The 14,892-nt window shown below is 49.5% G+C and carries 14 protein-coding genes and 1 tRNA gene; 12 read left to right on the plus strand and 3 right to left on the minus strand.

Annotated elements, in window-relative coordinates:
• Positions 1-85: 85 nt before the first annotated feature.
• Together fabA and KFF03_RS03020 are read right to left on the minus strand one after the other, a co-directional pair.
• Positions 86-601 (minus strand): 3-hydroxyacyl-[acyl-carrier-protein] dehydratase FabA, encoded by a 516-nt coding sequence (gene fabA / locus KFF03_RS03015; protein WP_255858811.1) that lies wholly within the window; start codon positions 599-601, stop codon positions 86-88.
• A gap of 171 nt (positions 602-772) precedes the next feature.
• Positions 773-1,891, minus strand: a complete 1,119-nt coding sequence (locus KFF03_RS03020) for a beta-ketoacyl-ACP synthase III (protein WP_255858813.1) — start codon at positions 1,889-1,891, stop codon at positions 773-775.
• A 46-nt stretch (positions 1,892-1,937) separates the two neighbouring features.
• Here KFF03_RS03020 and KFF03_RS03025 point away from each other — a divergent pair, with 46 nt between their 5' ends.
• Positions 1,938-2,468, plus strand: coding sequence for a hypothetical protein (locus tag KFF03_RS03025; protein WP_255858814.1), 531 nt, complete (start codon positions 1,938-1,940; stop codon positions 2,466-2,468).
• A gap of 26 nt (positions 2,469-2,494) precedes the next feature.
• Here KFF03_RS03025 and yhbY read toward each other — a convergent pair whose 3' ends face one another.
• Complete coding sequence (gene yhbY / locus KFF03_RS03030; RefSeq protein WP_255858815.1) at positions 2,495-2,800, minus strand: ribosome assembly RNA-binding protein YhbY; 306 nt, start codon at positions 2,798-2,800, stop codon at positions 2,495-2,497.
• Positions 2,801-2,898: 98 nt separating this feature from the next.
• On the opposite strand from yhbY, the gene rlmE reads away from it, so the two are divergent.
• From rlmE to rbfA, 11 genes are all read left to right on the plus strand, one after another.
• Positions 2,899-3,528 carry a 23S rRNA (uridine(2552)-2'-O)-methyltransferase RlmE gene (gene rlmE, locus KFF03_RS03035; protein ID WP_255858817.1) on the plus strand — a complete coding sequence of 210 codons (630 nt, stop codon included), beginning with the start codon at positions 2,899-2,901 and terminating at the stop codon, positions 3,526-3,528.
• Positions 3,529-3,633: 105 nt separating this feature from the next.
• Positions 3,634-5,559, plus strand: a complete 1,926-nt coding sequence (ftsH, locus tag KFF03_RS03040) for an ATP-dependent zinc metalloprotease FtsH (protein ID WP_304941519.1) — start codon at positions 3,634-3,636, stop codon at positions 5,557-5,559.
• Positions 5,560-5,807: 248 nt separating this feature from the next.
• Complete coding sequence (gene folP / locus KFF03_RS03045) at positions 5,808-6,590, plus strand: dihydropteroate synthase (protein WP_370647472.1); 783 nt, start codon at positions 5,808-5,810, stop codon at positions 6,588-6,590.
• Positions 6,591-6,625: 35 nt separating this feature from the next.
• Positions 6,626-7,960, plus strand: a complete 1,335-nt coding sequence (gene glmM, locus KFF03_RS03050) for a phosphoglucosamine mutase (RefSeq protein ID WP_255858820.1) — start codon at positions 6,626-6,628, stop codon at positions 7,958-7,960.
• A 111-nt stretch (positions 7,961-8,071) separates the two neighbouring features.
• A complete protein-coding gene (gene tpiA / locus KFF03_RS03055; RefSeq protein ID WP_255858821.1) occupies positions 8,072-8,812 on the plus strand; it encodes a triose-phosphate isomerase in 741 nt (246 codons plus the stop codon).
• A 7-nt stretch (positions 8,813-8,819) separates the two neighbouring features.
• Positions 8,820-9,224 (plus strand): preprotein translocase subunit SecG, encoded by a 405-nt coding sequence (gene secG, locus KFF03_RS03060; RefSeq protein WP_255858823.1) that lies wholly within the window; start codon positions 8,820-8,822, stop codon positions 9,222-9,224.
• 17 nt (positions 9,225-9,241) lie between these two features.
• Positions 9,242-9,327: transfer RNA gene (locus KFF03_RS03065), tRNA-Leu, on the plus strand.
• 325 nt (positions 9,328-9,652) lie between these two features.
• Entirely contained in the window at positions 9,653-10,111 is a 459-nt protein-coding gene (rimP, locus tag KFF03_RS03070; protein WP_255858825.1) for a ribosome maturation factor RimP, read from the plus strand.
• Between the two features lie 21 nt (positions 10,112-10,132).
• Complete coding sequence (nusA, locus tag KFF03_RS03075; RefSeq protein ID WP_255858827.1) at positions 10,133-11,629, plus strand: transcription termination factor NusA; 1,497 nt, start codon at positions 10,133-10,135, stop codon at positions 11,627-11,629.
• 25 nt (positions 11,630-11,654) lie between these two features.
• Positions 11,655-14,399 (plus strand): translation initiation factor IF-2, encoded by a 2,745-nt coding sequence (gene infB / locus KFF03_RS03080; protein ID WP_255858828.1) that lies wholly within the window; start codon positions 11,655-11,657, stop codon positions 14,397-14,399.
• 92 nt (positions 14,400-14,491) lie between these two features.
• Positions 14,492-14,890, plus strand: a complete 399-nt coding sequence (rbfA, locus tag KFF03_RS03085) for a 30S ribosome-binding factor RbfA (RefSeq protein ID WP_255858829.1) — start codon at positions 14,492-14,494, stop codon at positions 14,888-14,890.
• Positions 14,891-14,892 lie beyond the last annotated feature (2 nt).

Genomic DNA, 14,892 nt, shown 5'->3' on the forward strand with positions numbered 1-14,892 from the left:
GGTATTCAACTGATACCTGCTTTGATATGAGTTTGGCGCATTTCATCGAAATGCGCCTTTTTTATTGCGGCTTTTTTATTGTCGCTCAGAAATCCGCGGTTGAGGTAAATAAACCAACACGCAAATCTTTTGCCTGGTAAATCTCGCGGCCATCCACTTCCATGCGGGCATCGGCAATACCCATCACCAGTTTTTGTTCCATTACACGCTTCACGTCGATACGGTAGGTCACTTTTTCAGCGGTAGGCAGTACCTGACCACGAAATTTCACTTCACCACAGCCCAGCGCACGACCACGACCCGGATTGCCGCGCCAGCCAAGGAAGAAACCAACCAGTTGCCACATAGCGTCCAGTCCTAGGCAGCCCGGCATTACCGGATCACCTTCGAAGTGACAGTCGAAGAACCACAGGGATGGGTCGATATCCAATTCGGCAACAATTTCTCCTTTGCCATAAGCACCACCTTCAGAGCTGATATGAACAATACGATCCATCATTAACATGTTAGGTAATGGTAGGCGGGCATTGCCTTCGCCAAACATTTCTCCATGGCCACAAGCTAATAATTGGTCGCGCTCGAAGGAGTTAGGTTGAGACATCGGGTGTTCCTCATCATCGATAAAACAGATTGAGAGCAACACTGACACAGAGGAATCAAATTAGCTAATGAAGGTTTTTTGAAAAAAAGGAACAAATAAAGCAGACGGCAGGAGTGTGGCGAGGAATCACCTTGATTCAAACATCAGGGTGATTCCAGTGAGATGTCAGAATCAGACTTTTTCAACCAGTAGTGAACCAATCGAATAGCCTGCGCCAAATGAGCAGATCAGGCCACGATCACCACTCTGGAAATCGTCTTTGTATTTGTGGAAAGCAATGACAGAACCTGAAGACGCAGTATTGGCAAATTCATCCAGTACAACCGGTGCTTCGTCTGCGGTCGGCATACGTCCCAACAGTTTTTTCACGGCAAAATTGTTCATGTTGATGTTAGCCTGATGCAACCACATACGTTTCATATCTTCGGCATTAATCTGATTTTCTTCCAGTTGCTCACCAATGAAGTTGGTCACCAGTGGTAACAGTTCTTTGAAGACTTTTCGGCCGCGCTGTTTAAATGCGTATCGATTGGCTGGTAGATTGTCGAAACAATAGTCTGCATACGACGCATCGGTACGGATGTTATCGGAGAACTCGGTAAATTGCTTGGTATTAAGAACCCGGAAAGCATGTTCCGGGTTTGCATTTTCTTCCAGTTCCATGATGGCCGCCGTGGCCACATCACCAAAGATAAAGTGGCTGTCGCGGTCTTTAAAATCCAGGCCCGGTGTCGTGAATTCCGGATTAACAAACAACACACACTTTGCTGTGCCTGCTTTCAAAGCGGTGAATGCGTTGATCATGCCGAATGTGGCGGATGAGCAAGCAATACCCATATCGTAAGCAAAGCCTTTGATGCCCAGGTCGCGCTGAATTTCAACCGACATGCCCGGGTAGTCGCGCTGACGGAAGGTGCTTGAAACAATGACCATATCGATGTCTGCGGCGGTTTTGCCAGCTTGTTCCATGGCGCCTTTGGCGGCAGCGATGCCCATGCTCACAATTTCAGGTGTCTGGCCTTCCTGAGTCATTGGAAAAACCGGGTGCATGATTTCTGGATCAACGATGCCATCTTTATACATGGCGTAGCGCGACTTAATACCGGATGCCTTCTCAATAAATTCCGGACTGGAGTGAGACAAGGCTTCTGTTTCTCCAGCTTCGATCGATGCAGCATTTTGTGCATTAAAGTTGTCGACGTATTGGTTAAAAGCGTTAACCAGCTCTTCATTGGTGATCACGTGTGGTGGGACAAACAGCCCGGTGCCGGAGATAACAACATTCGACATATCTGATGAAACCTTTGTTAAAACTTTTATTATGAACGCCACATGATTGTCATATAACTATGGTGGCAAGCCAAATTTTGACCCATTATCACCGGAACGGCTCAGCCTTCCAACCGCTGAATTGGTATATGCTGGGGTTTCTGTCTTGCAATTTTCAGGATGGGTTATGTTACGACAATATTTAATGCTGTTCAGAACGCTATGGCTCGGAATTATCTGGTCTTGTGCCTATATTGTGAGGCCTGTGCTGGAGCAAAAGGGGTATTTTCCACATCACGGAATAGATGTTGTGCACGCAAGTGTTGGAATCGGAGCCGTCTGTGGTGCTCTGATGCTGCTCATGGTGTTGGTACAAAAAGCATTTAACTGGCGGCAACTGCCGCAACAGTTGATCTTGATTATGCTATTGATGTCGCTGATGTATTTTGCCTTGATGCCTTGGTGGAAACTGCAAATGATGTTATTGCATGCATTAGCCGTCTTAGGGCTGATTTGGGTATTGCTGGCTCCGGGTAAGGTGATTTTTACTAACCATGAAGCCAGAAATGAGCAAGGTTCCAGAAATGAGCAAGGTTAAAGGCGAGCTAGATGATCAGCGAGCCATTATGGTCGCTGAAGATTAGACAGTTTAGGATTCGCCTTTGGATTCTTACGCAGCAATAACGCAACCTTACCAATTTGCTGCACCAGTTCAGCACCACTCAGCTTGACCAGTTCAGCAATCACCGCGTGTTTCACTTCGCGGTCGGCCACGGCGATTTTGACTTTAATCAGCTCGTGATCGTCTAGAGCGCGGTTCAGCTCTTCCATCACGCCTTCGGTGATGCCATTGCCAGCCACGGTGACAACCGGGTTCAGGTTATGACCAATAGAGCGGTATGCTTTTTTCTGTTCGTTTGATAATGCCATAAAGCTTCTGTTTCAGTGCGATGTTAGAATCGCCTTATTTAAACCAAAATAAGGCGTGATTAACGCTTAGTATACCTGACCTTGGAGTAAAACCCCCTATGTCACGTTCGACGCGTTCAAAAACCAGTGCTAACTGGCTGAAAGAACATGTAGACGATATGTATGTGCAGATGGCACAGCAGGATGGCTATCGAACCCGCGCCAGTTACAAACTGCTGGAGCTGGATGAGAAAGACCAGTTATTAAAGCCGGGCAGTACGGTGCTGGATCTGGGCTCAGCTCCGGGTGGCTGGTCGCAGGTGGTGGCAAACAAGCTGAATGGTAACGGTGTGGTGATCGCTTCCGATATCCTGCCGATGGACAATATTGCTGATGTCACCTTTATTCAGGGGGACTTCACTGAAGACTCTGTTTTTGAAGAAATCATGGCCGTGGTTGATGGTCGTCCGGTAGACCTTGTAATTTCAGATATGGCCCCCAATATGTCTGGTATGTCTTCTATCGATCAGCCAGGTGCCATGTATCTGGTTGAACTGGCGCTGGATATGGCGCGTCAGACTCTGAAAGCTAATGGCAACTTTGTCGCCAAGGTGTTTCAGGGCGAAGGATTTGATGAATACCTGGCCGACGTGCGTCAGTCCTTCAGTAAGGTGCTGATTCGCAAGCCTAAAGCCTCGCGGGCGCGTTCCCGGGAAGTTTATATCGTTGGCAAAGGTTTTCGTGCTTAGTAATTGCTTGCTAAGCTAGGAACAGGATCAAAATTCAACACACTCAGATCTGCGTACAGAAAGTAAGGAACACGTGGTTCTGCTGAGTTAAGAGGTATGCCACTCATGGCAAAAAATTTCGTATTGTGGGCCGTTATCGCCGCTGTTCTGATGATGGTGTTTAACAACTTTCAGAACGTGGGTCGTGGCCAGGAATATTCTTATTCTCAGTTTATGACCGCGGTTCAGAATGGTCAGGTCGAGAAAGTGACGATCTCAGGTCAGAGCATCACAGGGCGCACCACCTCTGGTGAAACCTTTGAGTCTGTATTGCCAACCTATGATGAAAAGTTGATTGATACACTGCTGGATCATCGTGTTGAGGTGGTCGGTGAGAAACCTGAAAAGCAGGGGTTCTTTGCGCAGTTATTGTTAGCTTCTTTGCCGATTCTGATCATTATCGCCGTCTTCATGCTGTTTATGCGTCAAATGCAGGGTGGCGCTGGCGGTAAGGGTGGCCCGATGGCATTTGGCAAAAGTAAAGCCAAGTTGCTGAGTGAAGATCAGATTAAGACGACCTTTGAGGACGTTGCAGGCTGCGATGAAGCCAAAGAAGACGTAAAAGAGCTGGTCGACTTTCTGAGTGACCCGGGCAAATATCAGCGCCTGGGCGGCAATATCCCCCGTGGTGTTCTGATGGTGGGTCAGCCGGGTACGGGTAAAACTCTGTTAGCTAAAGCCATTGCCGGTGAAGCACGAGTACCTTTTTTCTCTATTTCCGGTTCTGACTTTGTTGAAATGTTTGTGGGTGTTGGTGCATCCCGTGTGCGTGACATGTTCGAGCAAGCCAAAAAACAAGCACCTTGTATTATTTTTATCGACGAAATTGATGCCGTTGGTCGTTCTCGTGGTGTTGGCATTGGTGGCGGTAATGATGAACGTGAACAAACCTTGAACCAGCTGCTGGTCGAGATGGATGGCTTTGAAGGTAATGACGGCATTATTGTGATTGCCGCAACTAACCGCCCAGACGTATTAGATCCTGCGTTATTACGTCCGGGTCGTTTTGACCGTCAGGTAACGGTAGGCCTGCCGGATATTCGTGGTCGTGAGCAAATTCTGCAAGTTCATATGAAAAAAGTGCCACTGGCAGATGATGTGAATGCATCACTGATCGCCCGTGGTACACCGGGTTTCTCCGGTGCCGACCTGGCTAATCTGGTGAACGAAGCCTCTTTGTTTGCAGCGCGTGCCAACCGCAATCTGGTCACCATGGAAGAGTTCGAGAAAGCCAAGGATAAGATCCTGATGGGTGCCGAACGTAAGACCATGGTGATGTCGGAAGCAGAAAAAACCAACACCGCTTACCACGAAGCTGGTCATGCGATTGTTGGTCGTATCGTTCCAGAGCACGACCCGGTTTATAAAGTGTCTATTATTCCGCGTGGCCGTGCACTGGGTGTGACTATGTTCTTGCCGGAAGAAGATCGTCACTCCATTAGTAAGCGTGGTATTGAAAGTAATATTTGCTCGCTGTACGGCGGTCGTATCGCTGAAGAGATGACGTTGGGCAAAGACGGTGTCACAACCGGGGCATCGAACGATATCGAGCGTGCCACCAAATACGCCCGTAACTACGTTACTAAATGGGGTTTATCCGATAAGTTAGGTGCGCAGTTGTATTCTGAAGAAGAGCAGCAAAGCTACCTTGGCAGTTCTGGTGGTGGTCAGTTGTCCCACCTGTCGGACGAAACCGCCCGTACCATTGATGCCGAAGTGAAAGATCTTTTGGATCGTTGTTACGATCGTGCCACTCAGATTCTGGAAGACAATCGCGATAAACTGGAGTTGATGAAAGACGCATTGATGGAGTATGAAACCATTGATACCGATCAGATCGACGACATTATGGCGGGGAAAAAGCCACGCCCACCTAAGTCCTGGGATAATAATGGTTCAGGGCCAGCGGCGCCGGCGGCAGAAAGCCACGATATGGCAAAAGACGATGGTGATGACTCTGTTGGTGATGCGGCAGGTGAGCAAAATACCTGATTCTCATCATCACTTATAAAAAGGCGGCTTGGCCGCCTTTTTTGTTATGTGTTGCACACGATCACAACTATGATGTGTTTTTCTCACGCCGCTCCGAAGGGCCATCCATGGCCCTGCCGAGCTACCGCGACATCCTGTCGCTGCTTCGAAAAGCACATCATAGTCAGATCGTTAATTTACAAGCGGAAGTGAATAGCTTGATTTTACAATGCGGCCAGCGTTCGCTGGATTTATCTCAAGCCCAGGTGATGGGCATTCTGAATGTGACTCCGGATTCCTTTTCGGATGGCGGTCGTTTTAATTCGTTAGATGCGGCGTTAAGGAAGGCTGAGCAAATGATGCGGGACGGTGCCGCCATTATTGATATTGGTGGTGAATCAACTCGCCCGGGTGCGGAACCGGTGACTCTGCAACAAGAGCTGGATCGTGTGATTCCGGTGGTGGAGGCCATCGCAACTGAGCTGGATGTCGTGATCTCGGTGGACACCAGTACCGCAGAAGTCATTCGACAGGCTAGTACGGCGGGAGCGCATTTAATTAATGACGTACGTGCGCTGCAACGCGACGGGGCATTGCAGGCAGCGGCTGAATCCGGATTGCCTGTGTGCCTGATGCATATGCAGGGTGATCCGAAAACCATGCAGAATGATCCAGATTATGATGATGTGGTTGAGGATGTGAAAAGCTTCCTTGCTGATCGTATCCAAGCGTGCGAAAACGCCGGTATTCAGAGAAACTCTATTTTGCTGGATCCGGGTTTTGGCTTTGGTAAAACCTATGAGCATAATTTTCAGCTGTTAAATCGTCTGGATGCACTCGAATCGCTGGGTTTACCTTTGCTGGTGGGATTGTCGCGAAAGCGTATGATTGGTACCGCAACCGGTTGTGAACAAGCGGATCAGCGTGTATCCGGCAGTGTTTCCGGGGCGGTGATCAGTGCGATGAAAGGCGCGCGAATTTTGCGTGTACATGATGTAAAAGCAACGGCTGAAGCATTGGCGGTCGTTAATGCCTGTTTAGCAGCGGGTTGAAAAATAGCGGTTTAAAAAATAAAGAAGGAAGACGGATGTCGAGAAAATATTTCGGAACCGATGGTATTCGTGGTGAGGTCGGTCAGTTCCCGATTACCCCAGAATTTGTGATGAAGCTTGGTTGGGCAGCCGGTAAAGTGTTTGCCGAGCAAGGCAAAAAAACCATTCTGATTGGTAAAGACACGCGTATTTCAGGTTATATGTTTGAGTCTGCGCTGGAGGCCGGTTTGTCAGCGGCAGGCGTGGACAGTGGTTTATTGGGCCCGATGCCAACGCCGGGCATTGCTTATCTGACCCGTACCTTTTATGCCGATGCTGGCATTGTGATCAGTGCGTCGCATAACCCTTACCATGATAATGGTATTAAGTTTTTCTCTGGTCAGGGTACCAAGCTGGATGACGAAATTGAGCAGGCAATCGAAGCTCACCTCGACTTGCCAATGACAACGGTATCTTCAGATCAGTTGGGTAAGGCATTCCGGATTGGTGATGCGGCGGGCCGCTATATTGAGTTCTGTAAAAGTACCGTGCGACGCTTGCGCTTAAAAGGGCTGCGCATTGTGTTGGATTGTGCCCATGGCGCTACCTATCAGATTGCCCCTGCCGTATTCCGTGAGTTGGGCGCTGAAGTGGTGGTTATTGGTGCTGAACCGGATGGCTTAAACATCAATAAAGACGTTGGCTCTACGTCACCAAAAGCGCTGCAGAAAAAAGTGATCGAGACGCGTGCTGACCTGGGTATCGCATTTGATGGCGATGGTGACCGTGTTGCCATGGTGGATAAAAACGGCGATGTCGTTGATGGTGATGAGCTGTTATTTATTATGGCCATTCACGCTCAGCAGCGTGGTCGTTTAGGTGGTGGCGTTGTCGGCACGCTGATGTCAAACCTAGGGCTGGAATTGGCCTTGAAGGAAAAAGGCATTGGTTTTTCACGGGCGAAGGTTGGCGACCGCTATGTGATGCAGCAATTGAAAGAGCATGGTTGGCGTTTTGGTGGTGAATCATCCGGGCATTTGTTATGTCTTGACTCCACCTCCACTGGTGATGGCATTGTGTCGGCTTTGCAGGTGATGATGGCGTTGCAGGACTTCGGGCAGCCATTACATGAGCTGAAGCGTGGTATGGTGAAATGTCCGCAAACCATGATTAATGTGCGCCGTAATAAAGACATTGATGTGAATGCTGATGAAACGGTACAAGCCGCTGTGTCGGATGTGGAAGCAACATTGGCTGGTCGTGGTCGTGTATTGTTGCGTCCATCGGGTACGGAGCCGGTTGTTCGCGTGATGGTGGAAGGTGAAAATGCATCACTGGTCGCGGAGTTAACGCAGCAACTGGCGGATGTAGTAGAAAAAGCACTCTCTTAGTCGCCGGTCAGGCTTCTATAAATGAATCAGGAGTCGCTGTTTCGGCCGCTTCTCTTGTTTCATTCTCCCTTCTTAGATAGTATCTGCGCTCTTTGAATTTTGAGAAGTCTCATGCGTCGATTGTTAGTCGCCGGAAACTGGAAGATGAATGCTTCCACTGACATGGCGAAAGCTTTGTTATCCGATATCTTGGCTGCTGATGTACAGCATTGTGATGTTGCCGTCTTTCCTCCGTTCCCGTATCTGTCATTAGCTGCCGATACGTTGGCGGATTCGGCTATTCAGTTTGGTGCACAGAATTGTTCAACGGCTGAAGCAGGCGCCTATACCGGCGAGGTTTCAGTTGGCATGCTGCAGGATATCGGCTGTGGCATGGTATTAATTGGTCATTCAGAACGTCGCAGCTTGTTCCATGAGACTGATGCTGCTGTATTGGCAAAAACCGAGCGTGTACTGGCTGCCGGTATGACGGCGGTTGTGTGTGTCGGTGAAACGCTTGATCAGCGCCAGTCTGGTTATGCTGAACTGATCGTTAAGCAGCAACTCTCGGCGTTGTTGCACCAGTTGACTGAGCCGCAGTGGTCGCAGGTTGTAATCGCCTACGAACCCGTTTGGGCGATTGGCACTGGTGAAACGGCAACACCAGAGCAAGCTCAACAGATGCATGCTTTTATTCGTTCATTGCTGGCTGGTGTCAGTCAGAAAGTAGCGGATGAAACCCGGGTTTTATACGGTGGCAGTGTTAAAGCTGCAAATGCCGCGGAGTTATTTGCTCAGGCGGATATTGATGGTGGTCTGATTGGCGGTGCATCGCTGACGGCTGAAGAGTTTTTAGGAATCTGTCGTTCATAGGTTGAATATGGAACAAATTATTTTAATCGCTCACATTCTGTTTGCGTTAGGCATTATTGGCTTTGTGATGATGCAACAGGGTAAAGGTGCGGATGCGGGTGCATCGTTTGGTAGCGGTGCCTCACAAACAGTATTTGGTAGTCAGGGTTCTGGTAACTTCCTGAGTCGTTCAACGGCAATTCTGGCAACCCTGTTCTTTATCACCAGTCTGGGTTTGGCCGTTGTTGCTAAGCAAAAAGCGGTTGGTGCCACTGATTTGGGTATTCCTAGCCAGGAAGTGATCGAAAAGCTTGAGAATGATACCCCGGTTGTGGAAGAATACGCGCCGATTTCTGATGCGCCGGTTCTGGATGGTTCAGAATTAGATGCATCCGTATCTGACGAGCCCGTTGTTGATCAGGCTGATCAATAAGCTCCGATGATTGCAGTGCGGATATGGTGGAATTGGTAGACACGCCATCTTGAGGGGGTGGTGAGCTATGCTCGTGCGAGTTCAAGTCTCGCTATCCGCACCAACCTAATTTGCCTTATTTAAGGCGAAGTGAGAAAAGGCGAACAGAGTTCGCTTTTTCTGTTTGAAGCACCTATAATGCGCGTGCTTTTTACAGATACTTGCCTAAAAGCCCCTCACGTCAGGGGCTTTTTCGTACTTGATGCTCAGGTTTTTGGCGCCAGATCGCGGCAAAATACGAGTGTGAAACGGTAAGTTCTCGTCGGGTCGAACGTGATCAGTTGATCGAAACGTTTGTGACCTGGCTTTTATGGACTGGGCATTGATGCCCAGTTTTTGTTTGTATTCCGGCAATTAAGCGGCGGAATAACGTTTACATAGGTGATTGTTTGGCTAAAGACACTCAGTTAACCGAAATGCTGGCACCCATTGTTGAATCCATGGGGTTCATCTTCTGGGGGCTGGAATACTCTGCTCAGGGTAAACATACCCTGCTGCGTATTTTTATTGATCATGATGACGGCATCACAGTGGATCACTGTGCTGCGGTCAGCCGCCAGCTCAGCAGTGTGCTGGACGTAGAAGATCCGATTTCTCAGGATTACACCCTAGAAGTGTCATCACCGGGAATGGATCGACCATTGTTCACCCTCGAACAGTTTCAGCGTTACGCCAATCATATTATTGAATTGCGCTTACGCATGCCGTTTGACGGGCGTCGTAAATTTAAGGGCCAACTGATTGGTGTTGAGCAGGAAGATATTGTGCTGTTTGTCGACGGCCACGAATATCTACTGCCGATTGAGCTGATTGAGAAGGCGAATGTTGTTCCACAATTCAAGGACTAAGGTACAGAGCGAGGCTAGAAGATGAGCAAAGAAATTCTCCTGGTCGCGGAAGCGGTATCCAACGAAAAAGGCGTTTCAAAAGAAATTATTTTTGAAGCCATCGAGTCTGCGCTGGCAGCAGCTGCTAAAAAGCGTTACGAAGACGAAGAAGCCACCATTCGCGTAGATATCGACCGCAGAACCGGCGATTACGAAACTTTCCGCAGCTGGTTAGTTGTCAGCAACGATGTTGTACCTGGTTTGGGTGACGAACTGACGCTGGAAGAAGCCCACGAGATTGATACCAATCTGCAACCGGGTGACACCTACGAAACTCAGGTTGAAAACCCGGATTTTGGTCGCATTGCAGCTCAGGCGGCAAAACAGATCATTGTTCAGAAAGTACGCGAAGCTGAGCGTGCTCAGATTGTTGAACAATACGAAGACCGTGTTGGTGAACTGATCAGCGGAACCGTGAAAAAAGTGACCCGTGACAACGTCATTGTTGATCTGGGTAACAACGCGGAAGGCCTGATGCCAAAAGATCAGCTGATTGGTCGTGAGATCCTGCGTATGGGTGATCGTGTACGTGCCATTCTGTTTGATATCCGCCCGGAAAACCGTGGTCCACAGCTGATGCTGAGCCGTACCACTTCCGACATGATGGTGGAGCTGTTCCGTATCGAGGTACCTGAAATTGCTGAAGAAGTGATTGAGATCAAGGGTGCTGCCCGTGATCCGGGTTCTCGTGCAAAAATTGCGGTAAAAACCAACGATAAGCGTATCGACCCGGTTGGTGCTTGTGTGGGCATGCGCGGCGCGCGTGTTCAGGCAGTGACCAATGAACTGGGCGGTAATGAGCGCATTGATATTGTGTTGTGGGATGACAACCCAGCACAGCTGGTTATCAATGCCATGGCACCAGCGGAAGTGGCTTCCATCATTATGGATGAAGAAACCAACTCCATGGATGTTGCCGTACTGGAAGATAACCTGGCGCAAGCCATTGGTCGTGGTGGTCAGAATGTTCGCTTAGCGTCTGAGCTGACCGGCTGGGAAATCAACGTGATGACCGAGCAGGAAGCCGCTGAGAAGCAGGACGAAGAAGCCTCTGCTTACATCACCACCTTTATGGATTCTCTGGATATTGATGAAGACTTCGCCCTGCTGTTGGTAGAAGAAGGCTTCACCTCTCTGGAAGAAATCGCCTACGTGCCAATGGAAGAAATGCTGGCGATTGAAGGTCTGGACGAAGAAGTCGTTAACGAGCTGCGTAATCGCGCCAAAGACGTGCTGCTGACTCAGGCCATTGCTTCTGAAGAACAGCTGGAAGCAGCACAGCCGGCGGAAGATCTGCTGGCAATGGACGGTATGGATAAGCACCTGGCATTGGTGCTGGCCAGTAAAGGTATTTGTACGATGGAGGATCTCGCCGAGCAATCCATTGATGACCTGCTGGACATCGAAGACATGACCGAAGAGAAAGCGGCCGAACTCATTATGACGGCCCGTAAGCCCTGGTTTGAGGCTAACGATTAATTAACGCTCGGCACAGGAGAAACGTATGGCAGATGTAACAGTTAAAGAACTCGCCGACGTGGTTAATACCGACGTTGATCGACTGCTGTCTCAAATGAAAGAAGCCGGTTTGCCACAAACCGCTTCGGCTGATGCAGTGTCTGATGAACAAAAGCAAACACTGCTGGCCTTTTTAAAGACCAGTCACGGTGAATCCGCGGAAGCGCCGAAAAAGATCACTCTGAAGCGTAAAGCAACCACGACACTGAGCGCAGGTGCGGGCGGTAAAAAGCAGGTGAATGTTGAGGTGCGTAAAAAGCGCACCTATGTAAAACGCGATGAGTCTGAGCTGGCGGCCGAAAAAGCCCGTTTAGAAGCAAAAGCGGAAGCGGAAAAAGCGGCGGCAGAAGATGCTGAGCGTTCAGCGCAAGCGGCTCAGGCAAAAGCTGCTGCCGATGCGGAGCAAGCGGCTGCAGATAAAGCTCAGGCTGAGAAAGCCGCCGCTGAAGTGAAAGCTGCTAAAAAGCCGGAGCCTAAGGTTAAGAAAGAAGCGCCCAAAGCGCCTCAGATGCCTAAAGCGACTGCTACCGCTAAGCCAACCGCTCGCGTTGTTGCGAAGAAGGTAGAAGAGAAGAAGCCAACGGCGACTCTGAAGCCAAAGGCAGAAGCTAAGCCAAAAGCGACCGCTAAGCCAAAAGTTAAAGTGACTCAGAACGACGAACGTCGTGCTAAGCCAAGCAAGCCAGTTGCTAAAGTTCGTCAGAAGCCAACTGAAGATGAAGCTGCTCAGAAGCGTGCAGAGGCAGAAGCGGTTCAGGCTCGTCAGGATGATAGCGGTCGTAAGCGTGGTAAAGGCGGTGATCGTCGTAATGATGGTGATCGTGATAAGCGTTTTGTTGATGGTTCCGAACAAAATCGCAACGGTGCCCGTAAAGGTCGCGGTAAGGTTAAGCTGAAAGGCGCTGCGCGTCGTCAACAAAACCAGGCGGCGAATGCGAATAACGAACACGGCTTCAGCAAACCAACTGCTCCGGTAATTAAAGAAGTTGAATTACCAGAAGCGATTTCTGTTGGTGAACTGGCACAGAAGCTGGCGGTTAAAGCTGGTGAAGTGATCAAAGAGCTGATGAAGCTGGGTGTGATGGCGACCATCAACCAAACGCTGGATCAGGACACGGCCACTCTGGTGGTTGAAGAAATGGGCCACAAAGTTTCTAAGCTGATCTCTGACAATGAGTTGGAAGAAGCGGTAACAGAATCGGTTTCTTACGAAGGTGAGCAAACGACTCGTGCGCCGGTTGTGACCGTAATGGGTCACGTTGACCACGGTAAAACCTCGCTGCTGGATTACATCCGTAAATCACGCGTTGTATCAGGCGAAGCCGGTGGTATTACCCAGCACATTGGTGCTTACCACGTAGATACCGACCACGGTATGGTGTCCTTCCTGGATACCCCTGGACACGCGGCGTTTACTTCGATGCGTGCTCGTGGTGCTCAGTCGACTGACGTTGTCATTCTGGTGGTTGCAGCAGACGATGGTGTGATGCCACAGACCGAAGAAGCGGTACAACACGCTAAAGCGGCGGGTGTTCCAATTGTTGTTGCAATCAACAAGATGGATAAAGAAGCGGCGGATCCGGATCGTGCTAAAAACGAACTGGCGGCTCGCGACGTAATCCCTGAAGACTGGGGTGGTGATGTACCGTTTGTACCGGTATCTGCACACACAGGTCAGGGCATCGATGAGCTGTTAGAAGCCGTTATCCTGCAAGCAGAACTGCTGGAGCTGAAAGCTCACTTCGACGGCCCGGGTCAGGGTGTTGTGGTTGAGTCACGCCTGGATAAAGGTCGTGGTCCGGTTGCTACGCTGCTGGTTCAGAACGGTACCCTGAAGAAAGGCGATATCGTACTGGCAGGTACTTATTACGGTCGTGCCCGTGCACTGCTGGATGAGAACGGTAAGCCAACGGACGAAGCTGGCCCGTCTATCCCGGTAGAAATTCTGGGTCTGGGTGGTACGCCTGACGCTGGTGACGTATTCATGGTTGTTGAAAGCGAGAAGAAGGCACGTGAAGTGGCTGAATTCCGTGAAGCCAAGCTGAAAGAACAAATTCAGCAGCGTCAACAGAAAGCCAAACTGGATGCGCTGTTTGCAGGCATGCAGGAAGGTGAGCAGGCGAACCTGAACATCATTCTGAAGACCGACGTTCGTGGTTCTCTGGAAGCCATTGCCGCTTCTCTGGAGAAACTGGCAACTGATGAAGTGAAAGTAACCATCGTATCTTCTGGTGTTGGTGGTATTACTGAAACTGACGCAACCCTGGCTGTTGCTTCTGGTGCAGTAATGTTTGGCTTCAACGTTCGTGCGGATAACGCTGCGAAGAAGGTTGTCGAAGCTAACGAAGTCGATATGCGTTACTACAGCGTGATCTACGATCTGCTGGATGACGTTAAGCAAGCGATGGGTGGCCTGCTGGCACCTGAGCTGCGCGAAGAAATCGTTGGTATCGCGGAAGTGCGTGACGTGTTCAACTCACCGAAATTTGGCCAGATTGCTGGTTGTATGGTGGTTGACGGTACTATCTACCGTAACAAGAAGATCCGTGTACTGCGTGAGAACGTAGTGATCTACGAAGGTGAACTTGAATCTCTGCGTCGCTTTAAAGATGACGTACAGGAAGTTCGCCAGGCGATGGAATGTGGTATCGGTGTTAAGAACTATCAGGATGTTCGCCCTGGCGATCAGATCGAAGTGTTCGATGTGCGTGAAATTGCACGTACACTGTAAACCGGCTTCCAAGCCTATCAGTGCTTAATCGCACGACTCAAAGCCCGGTCTGTTTTCAGACTGGGCTTTGCTGCTTTTGAAAGAGAATAAACATGCCAAAAGATTACAGCCGTACATCACGACTGGGCGAGCAAATCCAGCGTGATCTGGCACAAATGATTCAGTTTGAAATGAAAGACCCACGTTTGGGTATGGTGACGTTAAACCAAGTGAAGGTGGCTAAAGATTTAGGTTATGCCGATATCTACTTCACCGTGATGGGTGCTAAAGGTGAAACGGATGAGCAAATCCGTGAACAAACCGAAAGTATCCTGAATGATGCTGCCGGTTACCTGCGTTCTGAGCTGGCGCGTAACATGACGACTCGCGTGACGCCGCAGTTACGTTTTCACTATGACGAAACGTTAGAGCGTGGTCATCATCTGACTGGCCTGATTAAAAAGGCTCGCCAGGAAGATGATGCTCATCAGAGTGATGATTCTGAAGACTAATT

The organism is Bacterioplanoides sp. SCSIO 12839 (genome assembly GCF_024397975.1).
GTDB lineage: Bacteria > Pseudomonadota > Gammaproteobacteria > Pseudomonadales > Oceanobacteraceae > Bacterioplanoides.

Coding starts and splice junctions, on each gene's coding strand:
- fabA (WP_255858811.1), bottom strand. CDS start 601: ATGTCTCAACCTAACTCCTTCGAGCGCGACCAATTATTAGCTTGTGGC.
- KFF03_RS03020 (WP_255858813.1), bottom strand. CDS start 1,891: ATGTCGAATGTTGTTATCTCCGGCACCGGGCTGTTTGTCCCACCACAC.
- yhbY (WP_255858815.1), bottom strand. CDS start 2,800: ATGGCATTATCAAACGAACAGAAAAAAGCATACCGCTCTATTGGTCAT.
- rlmE (WP_255858817.1), top strand. CDS start 2,899: ATGTCACGTTCGACGCGTTCAAAAACCAGTGCTAACTGGCTGAAAGAA.
- ftsH (WP_304941519.1), top strand. CDS start 3,634: ATGGCAAAAAATTTCGTATTGTGGGCCGTTATCGCCGCTGTTCTGATG.
- folP (WP_370647472.1), top strand. CDS start 5,808: ATGGGCATTCTGAATGTGACTCCGGATTCCTTTTCGGATGGCGGTCGT.
- glmM (WP_255858820.1), top strand. CDS start 6,626: ATGTCGAGAAAATATTTCGGAACCGATGGTATTCGTGGTGAGGTCGGT.
- tpiA (WP_255858821.1), top strand. CDS start 8,072: ATGCGTCGATTGTTAGTCGCCGGAAACTGGAAGATGAATGCTTCCACT.
- secG (WP_255858823.1), top strand. CDS start 8,820: ATGGAACAAATTATTTTAATCGCTCACATTCTGTTTGCGTTAGGCATT.
- nusA (WP_255858827.1), top strand. CDS start 10,133: ATGAGCAAAGAAATTCTCCTGGTCGCGGAAGCGGTATCCAACGAAAAA.
- infB (WP_255858828.1), top strand. CDS start 11,655: ATGGCAGATGTAACAGTTAAAGAACTCGCCGACGTGGTTAATACCGAC.
- rbfA (WP_255858829.1), top strand. CDS start 14,492: ATGCCAAAAGATTACAGCCGTACATCACGACTGGGCGAGCAAATCCAG.